Below are 15,954 nucleotides of genomic sequence, written 5' to 3'. Positions count from 1 at the left end.
GTGGAAACTCATCGGGGATGAGCTGGAGGTCACCGTGGTCGTCCCATCTGGCAGCGCAGGGACCGTCGTGTTTCCGTCTGGCCGTAGCGAGCCTGTCCCCGTGGGTCAAAGCACGCTGCGCGGGCGCTGACCCCGACCAAGCCGAAGGCGACACCGTCCCCGTTCGCCGCCTCGGATCAGCGATCGCTCTCGTCAGTGCGACGCTCGGCGTGGGTGGCTGCGCTGGGATTGCCAGTGGACGCCCTCGTCACCGAGTACCTCGACTGGCACGCACGCCCTCTTCTGGGTCGCAGCCGCGATCTCGGCGCTCTCGTTGGGATTGTTCGCCGCCGTGATCCCCACGGCACGCTGCGCACCGGCGGTCGGCTCGACCTGGTCGCTGCGCTCGGGCTCGCGGTTGGACCCACGGGAGTGCTCCTTGCGATATCCAAGGGCGCTCAGTGGGGGTGGAACGCGCCGATCATCCTGTTGCTCGTGCCGAGCGATGCGGGCTTCCAATCGGCGCTCGTTTGCGGTCTGCTCGCCGCGGCGGCCTGCGTGATCATCGCGGCGCTGATTCCGAAGCCGACCCCGCATCCCGCGGAGGTCCCGTCGCTGCCGGAGGGCGTGCTCTGAGTCCGCTTCAGTCCGACCTGAGAGGGTGACCGCCGTCGGATGACCGAGCCCCCGCGACCGTGGGATCCGGGTCGCGAGGGCTCTGTCAGAACTGGTTGGGCTACTGCACCGACCAGCCGCCATCGGAAGCAAGGACCGCTCCGTTGATGTTCACGCCCTCATCGGACAGCAGAAATGTGATGGATGCGGCGAGTTGCTCGGCCGTCGCAATCGTCGGGATCATCGCTTGGAAAGGTTGCAGGCGCGCGGAGCCCTGCTCCGACATGTGCGGCGGCATCGGGATGCCGGTCGCAACACCACCCGGTGCCACCGCGTTGACGCGGATGCCCTTCGGGCCGTACATGAATGCAGCCGACTTTGTCAGGCCGATGATGCCGTGTTTGGAGACGGTGTACGCGTTCCCCGATGAGTTGCCTCGCAACGCCGCTTCGCTCGCGACATTCACTATCGAGCCGGATCCGGCATCGATCATGGCGGGGAGCACCGCCCGGAGCACCTTGAACGCTCCCGTGAGGTTGATCGCGAGGACCCGGTCCCACACCGCGTCACTCGTCTCGTGCGCGGGCGAGAAGTCGTCATTGATGCCGGCGACGTTCGCCAGAGCGTCGATCCGACCACCCGCGGCGGCGATGATGGCGTCAACATCCTCCTGCACCGTGATGTCGGCACGCACGGTCACGATGTCGAAATCCTGGTGTGTTGCTCGCAGATCGTCGAGACGTTCCTGGGAGACGTCGACGGCGATCACGCGCCCACCCTCCCGCGCAATGCGCGAAGCGGTTGCGCGCCCGATGCCCGAGGCTGCCCCGGTCACTGCGATCGTCTTGCCTGCGAAGCGACCCGTGTGAGGTCGTTCCACCCAGCCCTCGGGGGCGCCCTCGGCGGGCATCACACCGTCGTTTGCGGCCAGGACGAGCTCTTCGACCACGGACTGGGGAATCTGCCCAGCGCTCGCGGCGACGAGCTGCTGCAGCGGCAGCCCGCGTAGCGGCGCGAGCATCTCTTCCTGAGCTCCGGTCTTCTCCAGCAGCCCTCGAACGAGCGGGCCGCCCTTCGGATGATCGAGCCAGTCGCCGATGGAGGAAGCGGCGGTCAATGGAGCATTCTTCGTCATAGGGTGTGCATCTTTCGGTGGGGGAGCGGCTGGCAGATCACCAGTCATGGACGGTGCCGTCGAGCAGTCGGTTGTAGGGAAGGTAGGCCTGCTCGTACGGGTACTTTCCCGCCTCGTCGGTGTTCAGCTCGACGCCGAGTCCGGGCTTGTCGCCCGGGTGCAGGTAGCCGTCGGTCCAGGTGAAGGACTGCTCGAAGACCTGGTCGGTCTTCGAGCCGTGCTTCATGTACTCCTGGATGCCGAAGTTGTGGATGGCGAGCCCGAGGTGCATCGCTGCCGCCATGCCGACCGGCGAGATGTCGGTCGGCCCGTGCATGCCGGACTTGATCTGGTACATCGCGGCGTAATCGAGCGTCTTCTTGAGCGCGGTGATCCCGCCCATGTGGGTGACCGCACCGCGGACGTAGTCGATGAGCTGGTCGCGGATGATGTCCTTGAAGTCCCAGATCGTGTTGAAGATCTCGCCGATCGCGAGCGGGGTGGTGGTGTGCTGGCGGACCAGTCGGAGCGCTTCCTGGTTCTCCGCGGGGGTGCAGTCTTCGAGCCAGAACAGGTCGTACGGCTCGAGGTCCTTGCCAAGCCGGGCGGCCTGGATGGGCGTCATCCGGTGGTGCCCGTCGTGCAGCAGGGGGATGTCGGGGCCGAACTCGTGGCGGACGGCCTCGAAGACACCCGGCAGGTGGTTGAGGTACGCGCGGGTGTCCCAGTCCTCCTCAACGGGTTTCGCACCGCGACGGGCCGGCTCGTGGTCGTACCGGACCGTCGCATCCCCGACATCCGCGCCCTGGGCAGCGATGCCGTAGATCGCCTTCAGGGTCGGCACCCCGGTCTGCACCCGGATCGCCTTGTATCCCTGCTCCTGATGCGCGCGAATCGAATCGAACAGCTCGGGCAGCTCCTTGCCTGACGCGTGACCGTACGCCATCAGCCCGTTCCGGCTCGCGCCACCGAGCAGCTGGTACACCGGCATCCCGGCCGCCTTGCCCTTGATGTCCCACAGCGCCATGTCCACCGACGCGATCGCCGCCATCGTCACCGGACCGCGCCGCCAGTACGCCGAGCGGTACAGGAACTGCCAGGTGTCCTCGATCCTGGACGCATCCGCCCCGATCAGCAGCGGCACGACATGCTCCGTGAGGTAGGCGACGACCGCGAGCTCGCGACCGTTCAGCGTCGCGTCGCCGAGACCCGTGAGCCCATCGTCGGTGGTGAGCTTCAGCGTCACGAAGTTGCGGTCGGGACTCGTCACAATGACTTCTGCTTTGTCGATGAGCATCGGGGGCCTTCCGGTCGGGGACAGCCGCGGCGCCTGATTGCGCGGCGATGCGGGCTGGCCCAGTCAACCAGAAACGAAACATGTTGGCAAGCGGTTGCACGACATCTATCCAAGCGAGGTGGATGGTGTATTGGTTGCAGGCTGCAACCGATTGACAAGCCATGTCAGAACTTGGATCATGAGGGAATGTCTTCCCCCCAAACGTCGTGACCCAGATCGGCTGCTGCCCGCCGACCCGCGAACCCGCGAGATCGCAAGGCAGCTCTATGAGGCGGTTGCCACCGCGCCCATCGTCTCTCCGCACGGTCATGTGCCGGTCGAGTGGCTTCGCGATGACACGTCATTCGAGAACCCCACTGCACTCCTGGTCACGCACGACCACTACGTCACTCGCATGCTGCACGCCGCGGGGGTGGACTACGCACAGCTCGGGCTCGCGGGCCACGCTGCTGACCCGCGCGAGGTGTGGCGGATCCTCGCGTCGCATTGGCACCTTTTCGCGGGGACGGCGTCGGGCTATTGGCTCGAGGAGGAGTTCACCCAGGTTCTCGGAATCGACGCGGAGCTCAACGGCGACACGGCAGATCACTTCTACGACAAGATCGCCACGCAGTTGGAATCGCCCGGTTTCCGACCACGTGCTCTGTTCGAGCGGTTCCAGATCGAGGTCCTGGCGACTACGGACGATCCTCTTGACGATCTGTCCGCCCACGCCGCGCTGCGCGGCCTTCTCCCCGGGCGCGTGCTCCCTACCTTCCGACCCGACCGCTATCTCGATCCGGGCGTGGAGGGCTTCGGTCAGCGGGTGGAAGCCCTCCTCGGGTTTACGGGGGAGCGCACCACGTTCGATGGATATCTTCGTGCATTGGAGGATCGGCGGGCGTATTTCGTGGCTCACGGAGCGGTCTCCGCCGACCACGGCGTGGAGCAGCCCGTTACGGTCGACATGGACTCCGTTGATGCGCAATCGCTCTTCGCTGCCGTCATCGACGGCTCGGCCTCKGCCGCGGAGCGCTCGACTTTTCGCGCGCACATGCTGTTTCAGATGGCCCGGATGAGCGTGTCCGACGGGCTGGTGATGACGGTGCACGCCGGCGTGCTGCGCAATCACAGTTCTGCAGTGCACCGCCAATTCGGGGCCGACACGGGGCACGACATTCCGGTCGCGACAGACTTCGTGCGCGGACTCCGGCCGCTGCTGGAACGCTTCGGTCTCGAGAGGGACTTCCACCTGGTGCTCTTCGCCGTGGATGAGACGGTCTATTCGAGGGAGATCGCTCCGCTGGCCGGGTTCTACCCTTCGGTATTCATCGGCGCGCCGTGGTGGTTCCTCGACGCTCCCGATGCCATCGCACGGTTCCGCTCCGCCGTGACTGAAACCGCAGGCTTCTCACGCGGGTCGGGATTCATCGACGATACGCGAGCGTTTCTGTCCATCCCCGCTCGTCACGACACAGCTCGGCGAGCCGATGCGGCGTTCCTTGCCAGGCTGGTGGCGGAGGGCCGCCTGAATGCGCGCGATGCGGAGCGGATCATCGTCGATTCGGTCGGCGCCCAGCCCAAGCGGGTGTTCAAACTATGAACGCTTCTCCGCTGCATCGCGCGGTCCCCGCCCCGCCCGTTCGCATCGTCCACCTCGGGCTGGGAGCCTTCTCGAGATCACACACTGCGTGGTACACGCATTCCAGCCCGGACTCGGATCACTGGGGGATCGCCGCATACACCGGCCGGAGCCGAGAGCTCTCCGATCGCCTCACTGCCCAGGACGGGCTCTACACCCTCATCGAGCGAGACGATCAGGGCGACAGGCATGAGGTCATCACCAGCATCTCTCGCGCCCAGCGAGGTGACGACATCCCTTCCTTGATGACGGACCTGACCGCGCCCGAGACGGCGATTATCACTCTGACGATCACCGAGCTCGGCTACTGCCTCACTTCGGACGGCGAGCCGGACTTCGACGATCCGCGCGTGGCGCGTGATCGCGATGAGTTGCGCTCAGTTGCAGACGGTCGTCTGGAACTTGCGGCGGCGCGCCCCGTGACGGCGCCCGGTCGGCTGCTTCTCGGGCTGGAGTCCCGCAGGCGCGCAGGCGGCGGCCCGCTGGCGGTCCTCTCCTGCGACAACCTGCCGGACAACGGCGGGCGTCTCCGCCACGGTCTGACGGAATGGGCAGCAGGCGCCGCGGCTGATCTGGTCGTTTGGATCGAGGACAACGTGTCATTCGTGTCCAGCTCGGTGGATCGCATCACCCCCAGGATCTCCAGCCACCAGGAGGAGGTTCTGCGCGCCACGTATGGCGACCTCGCCCCGGTCGTTGCCGAACCGTTCCGCGACTGGGTCATCAGCGGCAGCTTCCCCGCCGGTCGACCAGCATGGGAGAGTGCCGGCGCCCGATTCGTCGATGACCTCGAACCTTGGGAGGCCCGCAAGCTCTGGCTCCTCAACGGAGCGCACACGCTCTTGGCATGCCTGGGACTGCTCCGCGGGCACGCCACCGTGGCCGACGCGATCAAAGATCCCGTGTGCCGGTCGGCCGTCGAGGAGTTCTGGAATGATGCTGAAGCCGCGCTCCCAGCTGGCCTTGGCGTGCCTGCATACAGGGCCGCCCTCTTATCCAGGTTCGCCAATCCGCGCATCGAGCATCTGCTGAGTCAGATCGTGCAGGACTCGAGCACCAAGGTCCGGCTGAGAGTCGCACCTGTCGCCGAGATCACCTTGGCGAACGGTCGCGATGCGCGTGGGTGCGCCCTCGCCGTCGCTTCATGGATCGTCGCGCAGGCGACGGGCCTCATCCCCGGCGGGGCGGTCGAACCTGTGGCTCACGGGTCAGTGGCGAGCTCCATCGGGCAGCTAGGAGAAGTGCTGGCAGCAGACCCAGGCTTCGTGTCGCGGGTGCTCGAACTCGTGACCACGCTCTCATCACGACGCAGTACGAACATTTTGGACCGAATTTAGGCAATCGGTTGTCAAATGATCGCTGAGCTGATTTACTTGGCGATAGCGGAACCACAGGCAGACCACAGCAAGCGGTTGCCTCCGCTTCCCTCATCCAAAGGAGTATGAAACGATGTCGACTTCCCGATTCCGCTTCCGCGGCCTAGCCGCTGCCACGGCGCTGGTCGCAGGGGCAATGATTTTCTCCGCCTGCAGCGCGCCGGATTCGTCCTCGACGAGTTCAGCGTCTCCCGCAGCAAACGTTGGCCCTGCGCCCGACCTCGCGATCGCAGCTGTCTCCGCACCGAACTCTCTGGACCCCGCGCAGCTGGTGGACGGACAGCAGATGTACGTGTGGTCCTCGATATACGACACCCTGCTCGCCCGCGACAGCTCGACGGGAGAACTCATCCCCAATGCCGCCACCAGCTGGGAGTACAACGAGGACGGAACGGAACTGACCCTCAAGCTGCACGAGGGGATGACCTTCAGCGATGGGGCACCCGTCACGGCGGATGACGTCGTCGCGACCATGCTGCGAAGCAAGAACACTCCCGGCATCGTGCAGCCGCGGTACGGTCTCGTTTCTGACGTGACCGCTGTCGACGATCTGACCGTCAAGGTGTCGTTCACTGCGTTCGACCCGCAGTTCCCCTGGCTGCTCGCCTTGGGCACCGGGGCGATCGGAGATGCGCGCTCGCTCGACGACCCCGCCATCGCCACCAATCCCGTTGGTTCGGGGCCGTACACACTGGACGTTGCTGCCACAGTGCCCGGCACCTCATACGTGCTCAAGAAGCGCGAGGACTATTGGAACGCCGACGCCTATCCGTTCCCCACCCTCACAGTTCGCGTCCTGCAGGACCCCACCGCGTCGTTCAACGCACTGCAGGCCGGTGAGATCAACGCAGCCACCGTTCAGAGCCAGGTTGAGGGACAGCTCGACCCGAACAAGTTCACTCTCTCGAAGATCGGTGCGCAGGCTGTCGCCTATATCGACATCCTCGATCGCGCTGGAGACAAGTTCCCGGCATTGGGCGACCAGCGGGTTCGTCAGGCCATCAACTACGCGCTCGATCGCGAGGGCATCCTCAAGGGCCTCTACGCGGGTAATGGAATGGTCACAGAGCAGGTCTTCAACCCGGCTGGCGAGGTCTACGACGAGTCTTTGAATGACACGTATTCCTACGACGTCAAGAAGGGCAAGAAGCTCGTGGAGGACGCTGGGTTCGCCGGGGAGACCTTCCGGATCCCGAGCACGTTCCTCACCACGTCGATCGAGCCGACGCTGTCGCAGGCGTTCGACGACATCGGTCTCAAGTTGGAGTGGGTGGCCGTGCCGCCGCAGCAGGCGCAGTCGGCTCTGCAGTCGGGCGAGTTCGGACTGACGTTCCAGATCACGGGCTTCAACTCGGACCCCGCCGATGCATTCACTCACTACAGCATCAACGGTGACCGCAACCCGCAGCACTACACCGACGACACCCTCGACGAGCTGTTCGGAACCATCAACTCCACCGTCGACTTCGAGGCCGCGGTGCCGACGTATAAGGAACTCAACGAATACGCGGTGGACCAGGCATTCGAGGCACCGGTCGTCTTCCTCGGGACCACCTGGGCATCCACTGACGGCATCAAGATCGTCAACTACGGCGGCGCACCGTCCACCATCCGAACGTTCACGTTCGGCGGCTGACCCTGAGGGGGCGGGCGAAAGCCCGCCCCCATCTGGATTGGAAAAAGAGATGATCCCCTACATCGCCAAGCGGCTGGGTGCCGGCATCATCCTCGCCGTGCTGGTCACCTTCATCACCTATCTTCTGCTCAGCACGTCGTTCGAAGACGTGGCCAGCACAATTCTCGGCCCGTCGGCGAACCCGGAGACTATCGCCGGAGTGATGGCGGCAGAGGGCTGGGACCGCCCGGTCATCGTGCAGTACATCGACTGGCTCCTCCACGCGATACAAGGAGACTTCGGAGTCTCGGTCTACACGTCGCTTCCGGTTCTGCCCTCAGTTCTGCAACGTCTCGCGGTAACGCTTTCGATCATCATCCCCGCCCTGTTCCTCACCCTGATCATCGGCACCACCCTTGGCGTCTGGGCAGCCTCTCGAGGCGGCGCGGTCGACCGCATCGCGCAGGGCGTGTCCCTATTCGGGTACCTGATTCCCGGGCTGCTGCTGGCCATCGCGCTGGTCTGGGTATTCGCGATTCGACTGGGGTGGCTGCCGGCCACCGGCTTCACACCCCTCGCCGAGGACCCTGCCGCGTGGGTCAGAAGCATCACCATTCCGGTCATTGTGCTGATGATCGGCGGCATAGCCAATATGGCCGCCCAGGTTCGCGGACGGATGATCGACGAGCTCCGCAAGGATTACGTTCGCACCCTCCGCACTCGAGGGGTCTCCTCCAATGCGATCGTCCTCAAACACGCCCTCCGCAACGCCGGGAGCCCCGCGCTGACTGTCCTGTCGCTGGAATTCATCCAGATGTTCGGCGCCGCACTGATCATCGAGAACGTCTTCGCGCTCCCGGGCTACGGAAGCTACGCGTTCAACGCCTCCCTGCAAGGCGACATCCCGGTCATCCTCGGCATCACCGCGTTCGGCGTGCTGCTGGTGATCGTAGTGAACCTCTCCACTGACGTGGCCAACGGCTGGCTCAACCCGAAAGCGAGAGTCCGATGACCCTGCCCATTGATCCCTCGATCAACCCCGGCACCGACCAGCCGGCAGAGACATCCACGTCAGAAGGCGTCGACGCCGTCACCAAGACCGTGAGGACTCCCAGCACCGAGCTTCTCCAAACAGTGGCTGCCGCCGCACGGTCAAGTCGAACCCCGCTGTGGCGCAAGCTGCTGAAAGATCCGCAGGCCGTGGTCACCATCGGCATTCTCGCGTTGACCCTGCTCATCGCCCTCCTTGCAACGTTCCTCGCGCCACACGGACCGAACGAATCCGACCTGGCACTCATCAACGCTCCGGTCGGTACTCCAGGATTCCCTCTCGGCGGTGACGAGTCTGGCCGCGACATCCTCAGCCGGCTTATCTATTCCACTCAGACAGCGGTGATCGCCGGTCTCATCGGCACTAGTGTCGCGCTTCTCATAGGCGTGACGGCTGGGCTCGTCGGCGGCTATTTCGGCCGCGTCACACAGGCCAGCACCGAGTGGATCTTCAGCCTCATCATGACCTTCCCGGGCCTGTTGCTGCTCATCATCCTGATGCCCGTAACAAAGGGCGACTATCGCGCGACGATGCTGATTTTCGGAGTTCTTCTCGCTCCCGGCGTTTATCGGATCGTGCGTAACCTCGTGCTGGGCGTGAAGAACGAACTCTACGTCGATGCCGCGCGCGTGGCCGGTCTCGGAAACCTCCGCATCCTCGCACGACACGTCCTGTTTGTGGTTCGCGGACCCATCATCATCGCCACGGCATTCCTCTTCGGCTCAGCCATCGCTGTGCAATCCGGCCTCGCGTTTCTCGGTGTCGGCTCACTGGAGGTGCCGAGCTTCGGCGCCATGATTGCATCGGGCTTCCGGAATCTCTACATCGCGCCCACGCAGTTCCTTTGGCCGAGCCTCAGCCTCGGCGTGATCACCGCCTCACTCGTGCTGCTGGGCAACTCGCTCCGCGATGCACTCGAGGGGTCAAAGCCCAAGCCGTTCAAAGTCGGTGCGGGTCAGCGAGTCGCCAGCGACGACATCGGCGACGCCGACCGAGGCGCCCGCTCACTGCTCGATATCCGCGACCTTGCAATCGCATATCCACGTCCGGATGGTCGCCTGAATGAGGTCGTGAGAGGCGTCTCCCTGAGCGTGCCCCGAGGAAAGGTCACGGGATTGGTCGGCGAGTCGGGATCCGGCAAATCGCAGACCGCCTTCGCGACTCTCGGCGTGCTCCCCAACGAAGCGGTGATCGTGCGCGGATCCATCCTGTTCGACGGCAAGGAGCTGATCGGCCTCACTGACAGGCAGATGCGACCACTGCGCGGCAAGGAGATCGCCTATATTCCGCAGGAGCCGATGTCGAACCTCGACCCGTCGTTCAAGGTCGGGGCGCAGCTCGTGGAAGGTGTTCGAGCCGCACTGGGAATCTCGAAGAAGGAGGCCAAGCAACGCGTTCTGGCCCTCTTGAAGCGAGTGGGTATCAATGACCCCGAGAGAACCTTCGATTCCTACCCGCATCAGATCTCGGGCGGGATGGCGCAGCGCGTGCTCATTGCCGGCGCGGTCGCCAGTCGACCGAAGCTGCTCATCGCGGATGAACCGACCACGGCACTCGACGTGACCGTTCAGGCCGAGATCCTCGACCTGCTGCGCGACCTGCAGGCGGAACTCAACATGGCGGTGCTGCTCGTCACTCACAACTTCGGAGTCGTCGCGGACGTGTGCGATCAGATCGCGGTGATGCAGTACGGCGAGATCGTCGAACAGGGAGATGTCGACGCGATCTTCACCGCGCCCCAGCATGAGTACACGAAGATGCTGCTCGGAGCGATTCTCGACGAAAGCACAGTGCGCACCGATCCGCCGGTTCCGGCGATCAACAATGGAGGTGCGAAGTGAGCCTGCTCGAGATCCGCGACCTGCGCGTCGCGTTCGCCGGCCGGGGCTTCCGCGCCAAGCCCGTCGAGGTGCTGCACGGGGTGAGCATCGATGTCGCGTCCGGCGAGACCGTCGGACTCGTCGGCGAGTCCGGGTCTGGCAAGACGACGATCGGCCGTGCCGTGCTGGGTCTCGTAAAGCCGTCTGGCGGGTCCATCCGCTTCGACGGGGATGAGATCTCCGGCCTCCAAGGCAAGGCTCGTCGTGCTTTGGCCGACCACATCCAGGTCGTCTTCCAGGACCCCTACACATCGCTCAACCCGTCGATGACGATCGGCGACATCCTTGCCGAGCCCCTCGTCGTGCAGGGCTCCACCGCCAAGGACGCCAGATCCCGCGTCCGCAGCCTGCTCGACCAGGTCGGTCTGCCTGCGGACTCCGTTGACCGGTTTCCGCGCGAGTTCTCCGGCGGTCAACGTCAGCGCGTGGCCATTGCGCGGGCACTTGCCCCGCAACCGAAGCTGATCGTCTGCGACGAACCGGTATCTGCGCTGGACCTCTCGACACAGGCGAAGGTGATGGAGCTGTTCGTCGACATCCAGCGCGCCACCGGTGTGGCGTATCTCTTCATCTCCCACGACCTCTCGGTGATCCGCCATCTCAGCCACCGGGTCGCCGTCCTATACCGGGGTGACATCGTCGAATCCGGCGACACTCCGGTCGTCACCTCGAGTCCCTCTCATTCCTACACGCAGAAGCTGCTCCTGGCGGCTCCGGTCGCGGACCCGCGCGCGCAGCGGGAACGTCGGGAGCAGAGGAGGAACGTCCTCGCAGGTGAGGCCTCGTGACAACTCTGGCGCTTCCCGGATTCCATCCGGACCCATCTATCTGCCGTGTGGGGGACGAGTACTTCCTCGTCACATCCACCTTCGAGTACTTCCCTGGCGTTCCGATCTTCGTCAGCCGCGACTTCATCTCTTGGCGTCAGCTCGGCAACGTCCTCACCCGCCCCTCGCAGCTGAACGTGCGTAAGGGGATCGACAACGCCAGCGGGGGCATCTACGCCCCCACGGTTCGCCACCACGATGGGCGGTTCTGGATGACGACCACGAACCTTCACGACATCAGGGACGGTCATCTCATTGTGCACGCGTCTGACCCGTCCGGCCCCTGGAGTGATCCCGTCTACACCTCCGGGTTGATTGGAATCGATCCCGACCTCAGCTGGGACGAGGAGGGCTCGTGCTACCTCACTTGGTCGGACGTCGTGCGCGGCGGAATCTCCCAGGTGCAGGTCGATCCCTTCACTGGAAGCCTCCTCACTACGGCTCAGGAGATATGGCGAGGAACCGGTGGCGCACACGCCGAAGGACCCCACCTGTTCCGGCGCAATGACTGGTGGTACCTCCTGGTTGCTGAGGGCGGAACCGCCGCCGGACATATGGTTACGATTGCGCGTTCACGCGCCATCTCCGGCCCTTTTGAATCAAACCCAGCGAACCCGATCCTCACTCATCGCAGCACCACGGATCCGGTGCAATCGACCGGTCACGCTGACATGCTCGAGCTCGCGGATGGGTCGTGGGGCATGGTGCACCTGGGTACTCGCCCACGGGGATCGTTCCCGAAGTGGCACACCAACGGTCGAGAGACATTCCTGACGGGCGTGGACTGGGTGGAAGACTGGCCCGTGATCGTCGAAGAGCGGTACTCGGCGGTGCACCCTCGGTCCGACTTCTCCGAGGCGTTCACCGAACCATTCCTGCACCCACGATGGATCGCGCCTGGCGCTGACCCGACGACGTTCGCGGTGCCGTCGGAGTCGGGACTTCGCCTCAGCGCCGGCCGAACACCCGACAGCGCAACCGCGAACCGGCTGCTGGCAGTGCGGGTGACCGATCACGAATGGACGGCGACCGTACGCGGGGCGGGTGACCTCTCGATGACAGTCCGCATCGACGATGAGCACCAGGCGATGGTGGAACGAGTTGGCGAGGTCGTCACCGCGCGAGTGGTGATCGGTCCCGCGGATCAGAGGCTGGCGCGGCGATCCGACCTCGGGAAAGACGCCGAGCTGATGGTGCGGGCCGTGCCCTCCGGAGGTCTACCGGGGCAGAGGCAGGGCCCCGACCGGCTGATGCTGGGAGTGATGCGCTCGGGACACTTCCTCGAACTCGCCTCCTTCGACGGCCGATACCTCTCCACCGAAGTCGCCGGTGGATTCACGGGTCGCGTCGTCGGTGTGGAAGCGCTCGGGTCGGACGCCGTGGTCACGGCGTTCGCCTATTCGTCGCCGTAGCCAGCTTCGCGACCCAGGACCGCACGAGCTCCGCCAGGTCGAACGCACAAGATGCTGAAACAGAAAGGCCGCAAGATGACCACAACGGACAATGCACGAACCGACGACGCAAGGGGCACCGCGGACCTCCTGACATCCGCGGGGGCAGTCATCGATCTGTCCCCGCGCCTGAAAGAATTCACACTCCGCACCGACGCGCTGGCGACCGCGCCGGGATTCCCGTTCGGCGGGGATCCGGCGGGCCTGACTCGGGTTCGCGTGCTCCTTCCTGTCGATTACGACCATGACGCGGAGCGGCGTTACCCGGTGCTCTATCTGCTGCACGGCGGTGGCGACGACTATGCCTCCTGGACGACGCCCGACGGCAAAGGCGACGCTGAGGCGATCACCGGCGAAACGCCTCTCATCGTCGTCATGCCCGACGGAGGCACCGCGGGCGGATACGCCGACTGGTATAACGATGGGCGGTTCGGGGCCCCACGCTGGGCTGCCTACCACCTCGACCAGCTCGTTCCCTGGGTGGATGCGAACTTCCGAACGATCGCCGACCGAACCGGCCGTGCGGCGGCCGGACTGTCCATGGGCGGCGCGGCGGTGCGGTACGCGGCCCAGCGGCCCGACCTCTTCGGCGTCGCGGCGGCGTTCTCGGGTGACGTCGACATCATGCAGCCAGAGAGCGGATGGCGCGGCGCGGGCAGCTTCGTTGCGCGCCAGATCTGGGGAGATCCCGACGCGGACGAGCTGAGGTGGCGCGCGGTGAATGGGCCGGATCTGGCCATCAACCTCCGAAACACGGACGTTTCGATCTATACCGGCGACGAGGGGGAGCCCGAGGGTACGTTCATCAAGGCCGGCTCCGAGGCGCTCCATGCTCGGCTGGACGACCTGGAGATCGACCACGAGTTCACGCTGTACGAAGGCATGAGCCACGAGTGGGCGACGTGGAATCGAGCCTTGCGCGAATGGCTGCCCCACCTGTCGAAGACGTGGAGCGAGCTCGACGCTCACCCGTCGGGCTTCGCGTACATCTCGATCGCCGACGCGTTCTCGATCTTCGGCTGGGATGTCGCCCTCACCCGGGCAGCTGCGGGCTTCAGCTCCCTCGAGGTCGCCGCGCCGGGCTCCTTCGTGTTCACAGGCGCCGGCTCAGCCATCGTCACGACGCCTCCGCTGACTTCACCGAGCGGGCGGGTACGAGTCACATCCGCCTACGAGGACAACCTGACGACTGTCGCCGAACTGCGCGCAGACGAGGGCGGACGAGCGGCCGTGGCACTCGAACTGGATGGCGCTGCCGGCCCGGAATCCGTAGTGTCGGTCGGCACGAAAGCCACTGTCTGGGTCGAGCCACTCGACGGGTGAGTCGACCGATGCTGCGCACCGACGCGTCGTGCGCAGCATCCGTTCATCACGAACGATCCACACGGATTCGACGCCGCGGCCTTCGAACTCGCTCAATCGTCGCCGCGCAGCTCTGGCACGAACGAGCCCAGTGTCGCGCGCAGCACCGAGTCCGCATCGAATCGACGATCCGTGGAGTAAAGCCATTGCAGGTGCAGGCCCTCGGTGAGGGCGATCGTGGCGGCCGCGAGCTGGTCGGGGCTCGCTTCGCCCACCAGTCTGCCGTCATCGTGAAGGCGCTGGAACAGCCGACCCAGGAAGCGACGGATGTCGTCATACCGGCGTGCGAAATGGTCGTGGGCCGGGTGAGTAGAGGGGGCTGCCTCACCGGTAAGCACTGCGCTCAGTTCCACGAGCCCGGCATGGCGGTCACGCGCAACGAGAGTGTTCACCATGCCGCGAAGCACGTCGACGGGATCTGATTCGAGATCGAATGTGCCGTACTCGAGCAGGTAGGCCGCGCTGTTTTCGTCCTGCAGAGCCAGCACCGCCGTCAGCAGGTCCTCCTTTCGGGGAAAGTGATGAAGCAGTCCGGTATGGCTGATCCCGGCGCGCCGCGCGATCTCGGCCATGGACACCCCGTGGAATCCGCTTTCGCCGAACGCCGACGCACACGCCGCGACGATCGACTGACGAACGCCTGCGGTCTTGGCATATGTCCGTGCCATCAGCCCCCCCAAGAAATAGTAAGACCTTTCGAGATTATGCTACAGTGGTCGGGCAATCGGTTGTCACGACGCGAACTCGGAGGAAGAGATCAATGGTGRCGAACTTCCCAGACAGGTTCCTGTGGGGGGCTGCGACGGCCCCGCACCAGATCGAAGGCAACAACATCAACAGCGACTGGTGGGCGCGCGAGCAGATCACGCCTGGCATTGAGTTGTCCGGCGACGCAGTCGACAGCTATCACCGATATCGGGACGACATCTCCCTCCTCGCTGCCGCAGGCCCGAACAGCTACCGCTTCGGCATCGAGTGGTCTCGTATCGAGCCCATCCCCGGGCACATCTCTCGCGCGGAACTGGCGCACTACCGCCGCATGATCGAAACATGCTTCGAGTTCGACGTGACCCGGGTGATCACCCTGCAGCACTCCAGCCTCGCGTGGCTGGGTGAGGTCGCGCGTCGAGGCGTGCTCGCCTGAGCGGGCGAGTCCGACCTCGCGCCTTGGAGCACGCATGACTCGCCTCGCTGACGAAGACGAGCCCATCGGCGCCGACGACGAGCCCCGCGTCGTCCCCGCGAATACGGCGCTGGCGCAGCCCCCAATCGCCGAGCCGACCGCGGCAGTCCCCCGACCAGCCGAGCTGTCACCCGTGCCGGTGTGGGGGATCATCCTGCTGGTGGCGGCGACTTTCGGGACCGGCATGGCGATGATCGTGCCGATGTCATACTCTCTCGCCGTACGACTCGACCAGCTCGCCCCCGGAAGGGCCGACATCCTCGGCTACATGCTCGGGATCGGCTCGGCGGCGACGCTCGTCGTCGCACCGCTCACCGGCATCCTGAGCGACCGCACTCGGTCTCGGTGGGGTCGCCGACGTCCGTTCACCGTCATCKGTGTCGTCCTCGGCCTCATCGCCGTTCCGACGATGGCGCTCGCCCCCAATCTCATCGTGCTCGCCGCGGGATGGGTGCTCTCCACTATGGGGTGGAACACGGTGGGTGGGTCGATCGGCAACTGGCAGGCCGACCGACTGCCCGCCCACCAGCGGGGCAAGGTCTCGGGGATGACCGGGCTGGCCATGCAGATCGCTCCGGTGATC

Annotated in this window: 14 protein-coding genes; 11 read left to right on the top strand and 3 right to left on the bottom strand. The window is 65.1% G+C overall.

Annotated elements, in window-relative coordinates; genetic code table 11:
• The first annotated feature begins 234 nt into the window (after positions 1–234).
• The gene (locus AC1DVT_RS10740; RefSeq protein WP_457102009.1) at positions 235–615 is read left to right on the top strand and encodes a hypothetical protein; all 381 of its coding nucleotides are present in this window, start codon (positions 235–237) and stop codon (positions 613–615) included.
• A gap of 100 nt (positions 616–715) precedes the next feature.
• On the opposite strand, the gene AC1DVT_RS10735 is transcribed toward AC1DVT_RS10740, so the two are convergent.
• Both AC1DVT_RS10735 and manD read right to left on the bottom strand, forming a co-directional pair.
• Complete coding sequence (locus AC1DVT_RS10735) at positions 716–1,729, bottom strand: SDR family NAD(P)-dependent oxidoreductase (protein ID WP_457102008.1); 1,014 nt, start codon at positions 1,727–1,729, stop codon at positions 716–718.
• Positions 1,730–1,766: 37 nt separating this feature from the next.
• Positions 1,767–3,005, bottom strand: a complete 1,239-nt coding sequence (gene manD, locus AC1DVT_RS10730) for a D-mannonate dehydratase ManD (protein ID WP_457102007.1) — start codon at positions 3,003–3,005, stop codon at positions 1,767–1,769.
• 178 nt (positions 3,006–3,183) lie between these two features.
• On the opposite strand from manD, the gene uxaC reads away from it, so the two are divergent.
• The 8 genes from uxaC to AC1DVT_RS10690 all read left to right on the top strand — a co-directional run bounded on the left by uxaC (position 3,184) and on the right by AC1DVT_RS10690 (position 14,149).
• Positions 3,184–4,587, top strand: coding sequence for a glucuronate isomerase (uxaC, locus tag AC1DVT_RS10725; RefSeq protein WP_477388801.1), 1,404 nt, complete (start codon positions 3,184–3,186; stop codon positions 4,585–4,587).
• Entirely contained in the window at positions 4,584–5,963 is a 1,380-nt protein-coding gene (locus AC1DVT_RS10720; RefSeq protein WP_457102005.1) for a mannitol dehydrogenase family protein, read from the top strand. Before uxaC ends, AC1DVT_RS10720 begins: the two co-directional genes overlap by 4 nt.
• Positions 5,964–6,294: 331 nt before the next feature.
• Positions 6,295–7,638, top strand: coding sequence for an ABC transporter substrate-binding protein (locus tag AC1DVT_RS10715; RefSeq protein WP_457102004.1), 1,344 nt, complete (start codon positions 6,295–6,297; stop codon positions 7,636–7,638).
• A gap of 49 nt (positions 7,639–7,687) precedes the next feature.
• Positions 7,688–8,629: an ABC transporter permease gene (locus AC1DVT_RS10710; protein WP_457102003.1), complete on the top strand. Its 942-nt coding sequence runs from the start codon at positions 7,688–7,690 to the stop codon at positions 8,627–8,629.
• A complete protein-coding gene (locus tag AC1DVT_RS10705; protein ID WP_477388798.1) occupies positions 8,626–10,509 on the top strand; it encodes a dipeptide/oligopeptide/nickel ABC transporter permease/ATP-binding protein in 1,884 nt (627 codons plus the stop codon). Before AC1DVT_RS10710 ends, AC1DVT_RS10705 begins: the two co-directional genes overlap by 4 nt.
• A complete protein-coding gene (locus tag AC1DVT_RS10700; protein WP_457102001.1) occupies positions 10,506–11,336 on the top strand; it encodes an ATP-binding cassette domain-containing protein in 831 nt (276 codons plus the stop codon). The genes AC1DVT_RS10705 and AC1DVT_RS10700 overlap by 4 nt, the downstream gene beginning before the upstream one ends.
• Positions 11,333–12,787, top strand: coding sequence for a glycoside hydrolase family 43 protein (locus AC1DVT_RS10695; protein ID WP_457102000.1), 1,455 nt, complete (start codon positions 11,333–11,335; stop codon positions 12,785–12,787). Before AC1DVT_RS10700 ends, AC1DVT_RS10695 begins: the two co-directional genes overlap by 4 nt.
• 75 nt (positions 12,788–12,862) lie before the next feature.
• Positions 12,863–14,149, top strand: coding sequence for an alpha/beta hydrolase (locus AC1DVT_RS10690; RefSeq protein ID WP_457101999.1), 1,287 nt, complete (start codon positions 12,863–12,865; stop codon positions 14,147–14,149).
• 92 nt (positions 14,150–14,241) lie between these two features.
• Here AC1DVT_RS10690 and AC1DVT_RS10685 read toward each other — a convergent pair whose 3' ends face one another.
• Entirely contained in the window at positions 14,242–14,856 is a 615-nt protein-coding gene (locus tag AC1DVT_RS10685; protein WP_457102024.1) for a TetR/AcrR family transcriptional regulator, read from the bottom strand.
• Between the two features lie 92 nt (positions 14,857–14,948).
• On the opposite strand from AC1DVT_RS10685, the gene AC1DVT_RS10680 reads away from it, so the two are divergent.
• The gene (locus AC1DVT_RS10680; RefSeq protein WP_477388795.1) at positions 14,949–15,332 is read left to right on the top strand and encodes a family 1 glycosylhydrolase; all 384 of its coding nucleotides are present in this window, start codon (positions 14,949–14,951) and stop codon (positions 15,330–15,332) included.
• Positions 15,333–15,366: 34 nt separating this feature from the next.
• The coding region (locus AC1DVT_RS10675; RefSeq protein WP_477388793.1) for an MFS transporter at positions 15,367–15,954 on the top strand (588 nt) is incomplete at its 3' end.

Source organism: Microbacterium sp. P2_F9 (assembly GCF_056403635.1).
This window is presented reverse-complemented; position numbering and strand designations above follow the sequence as displayed.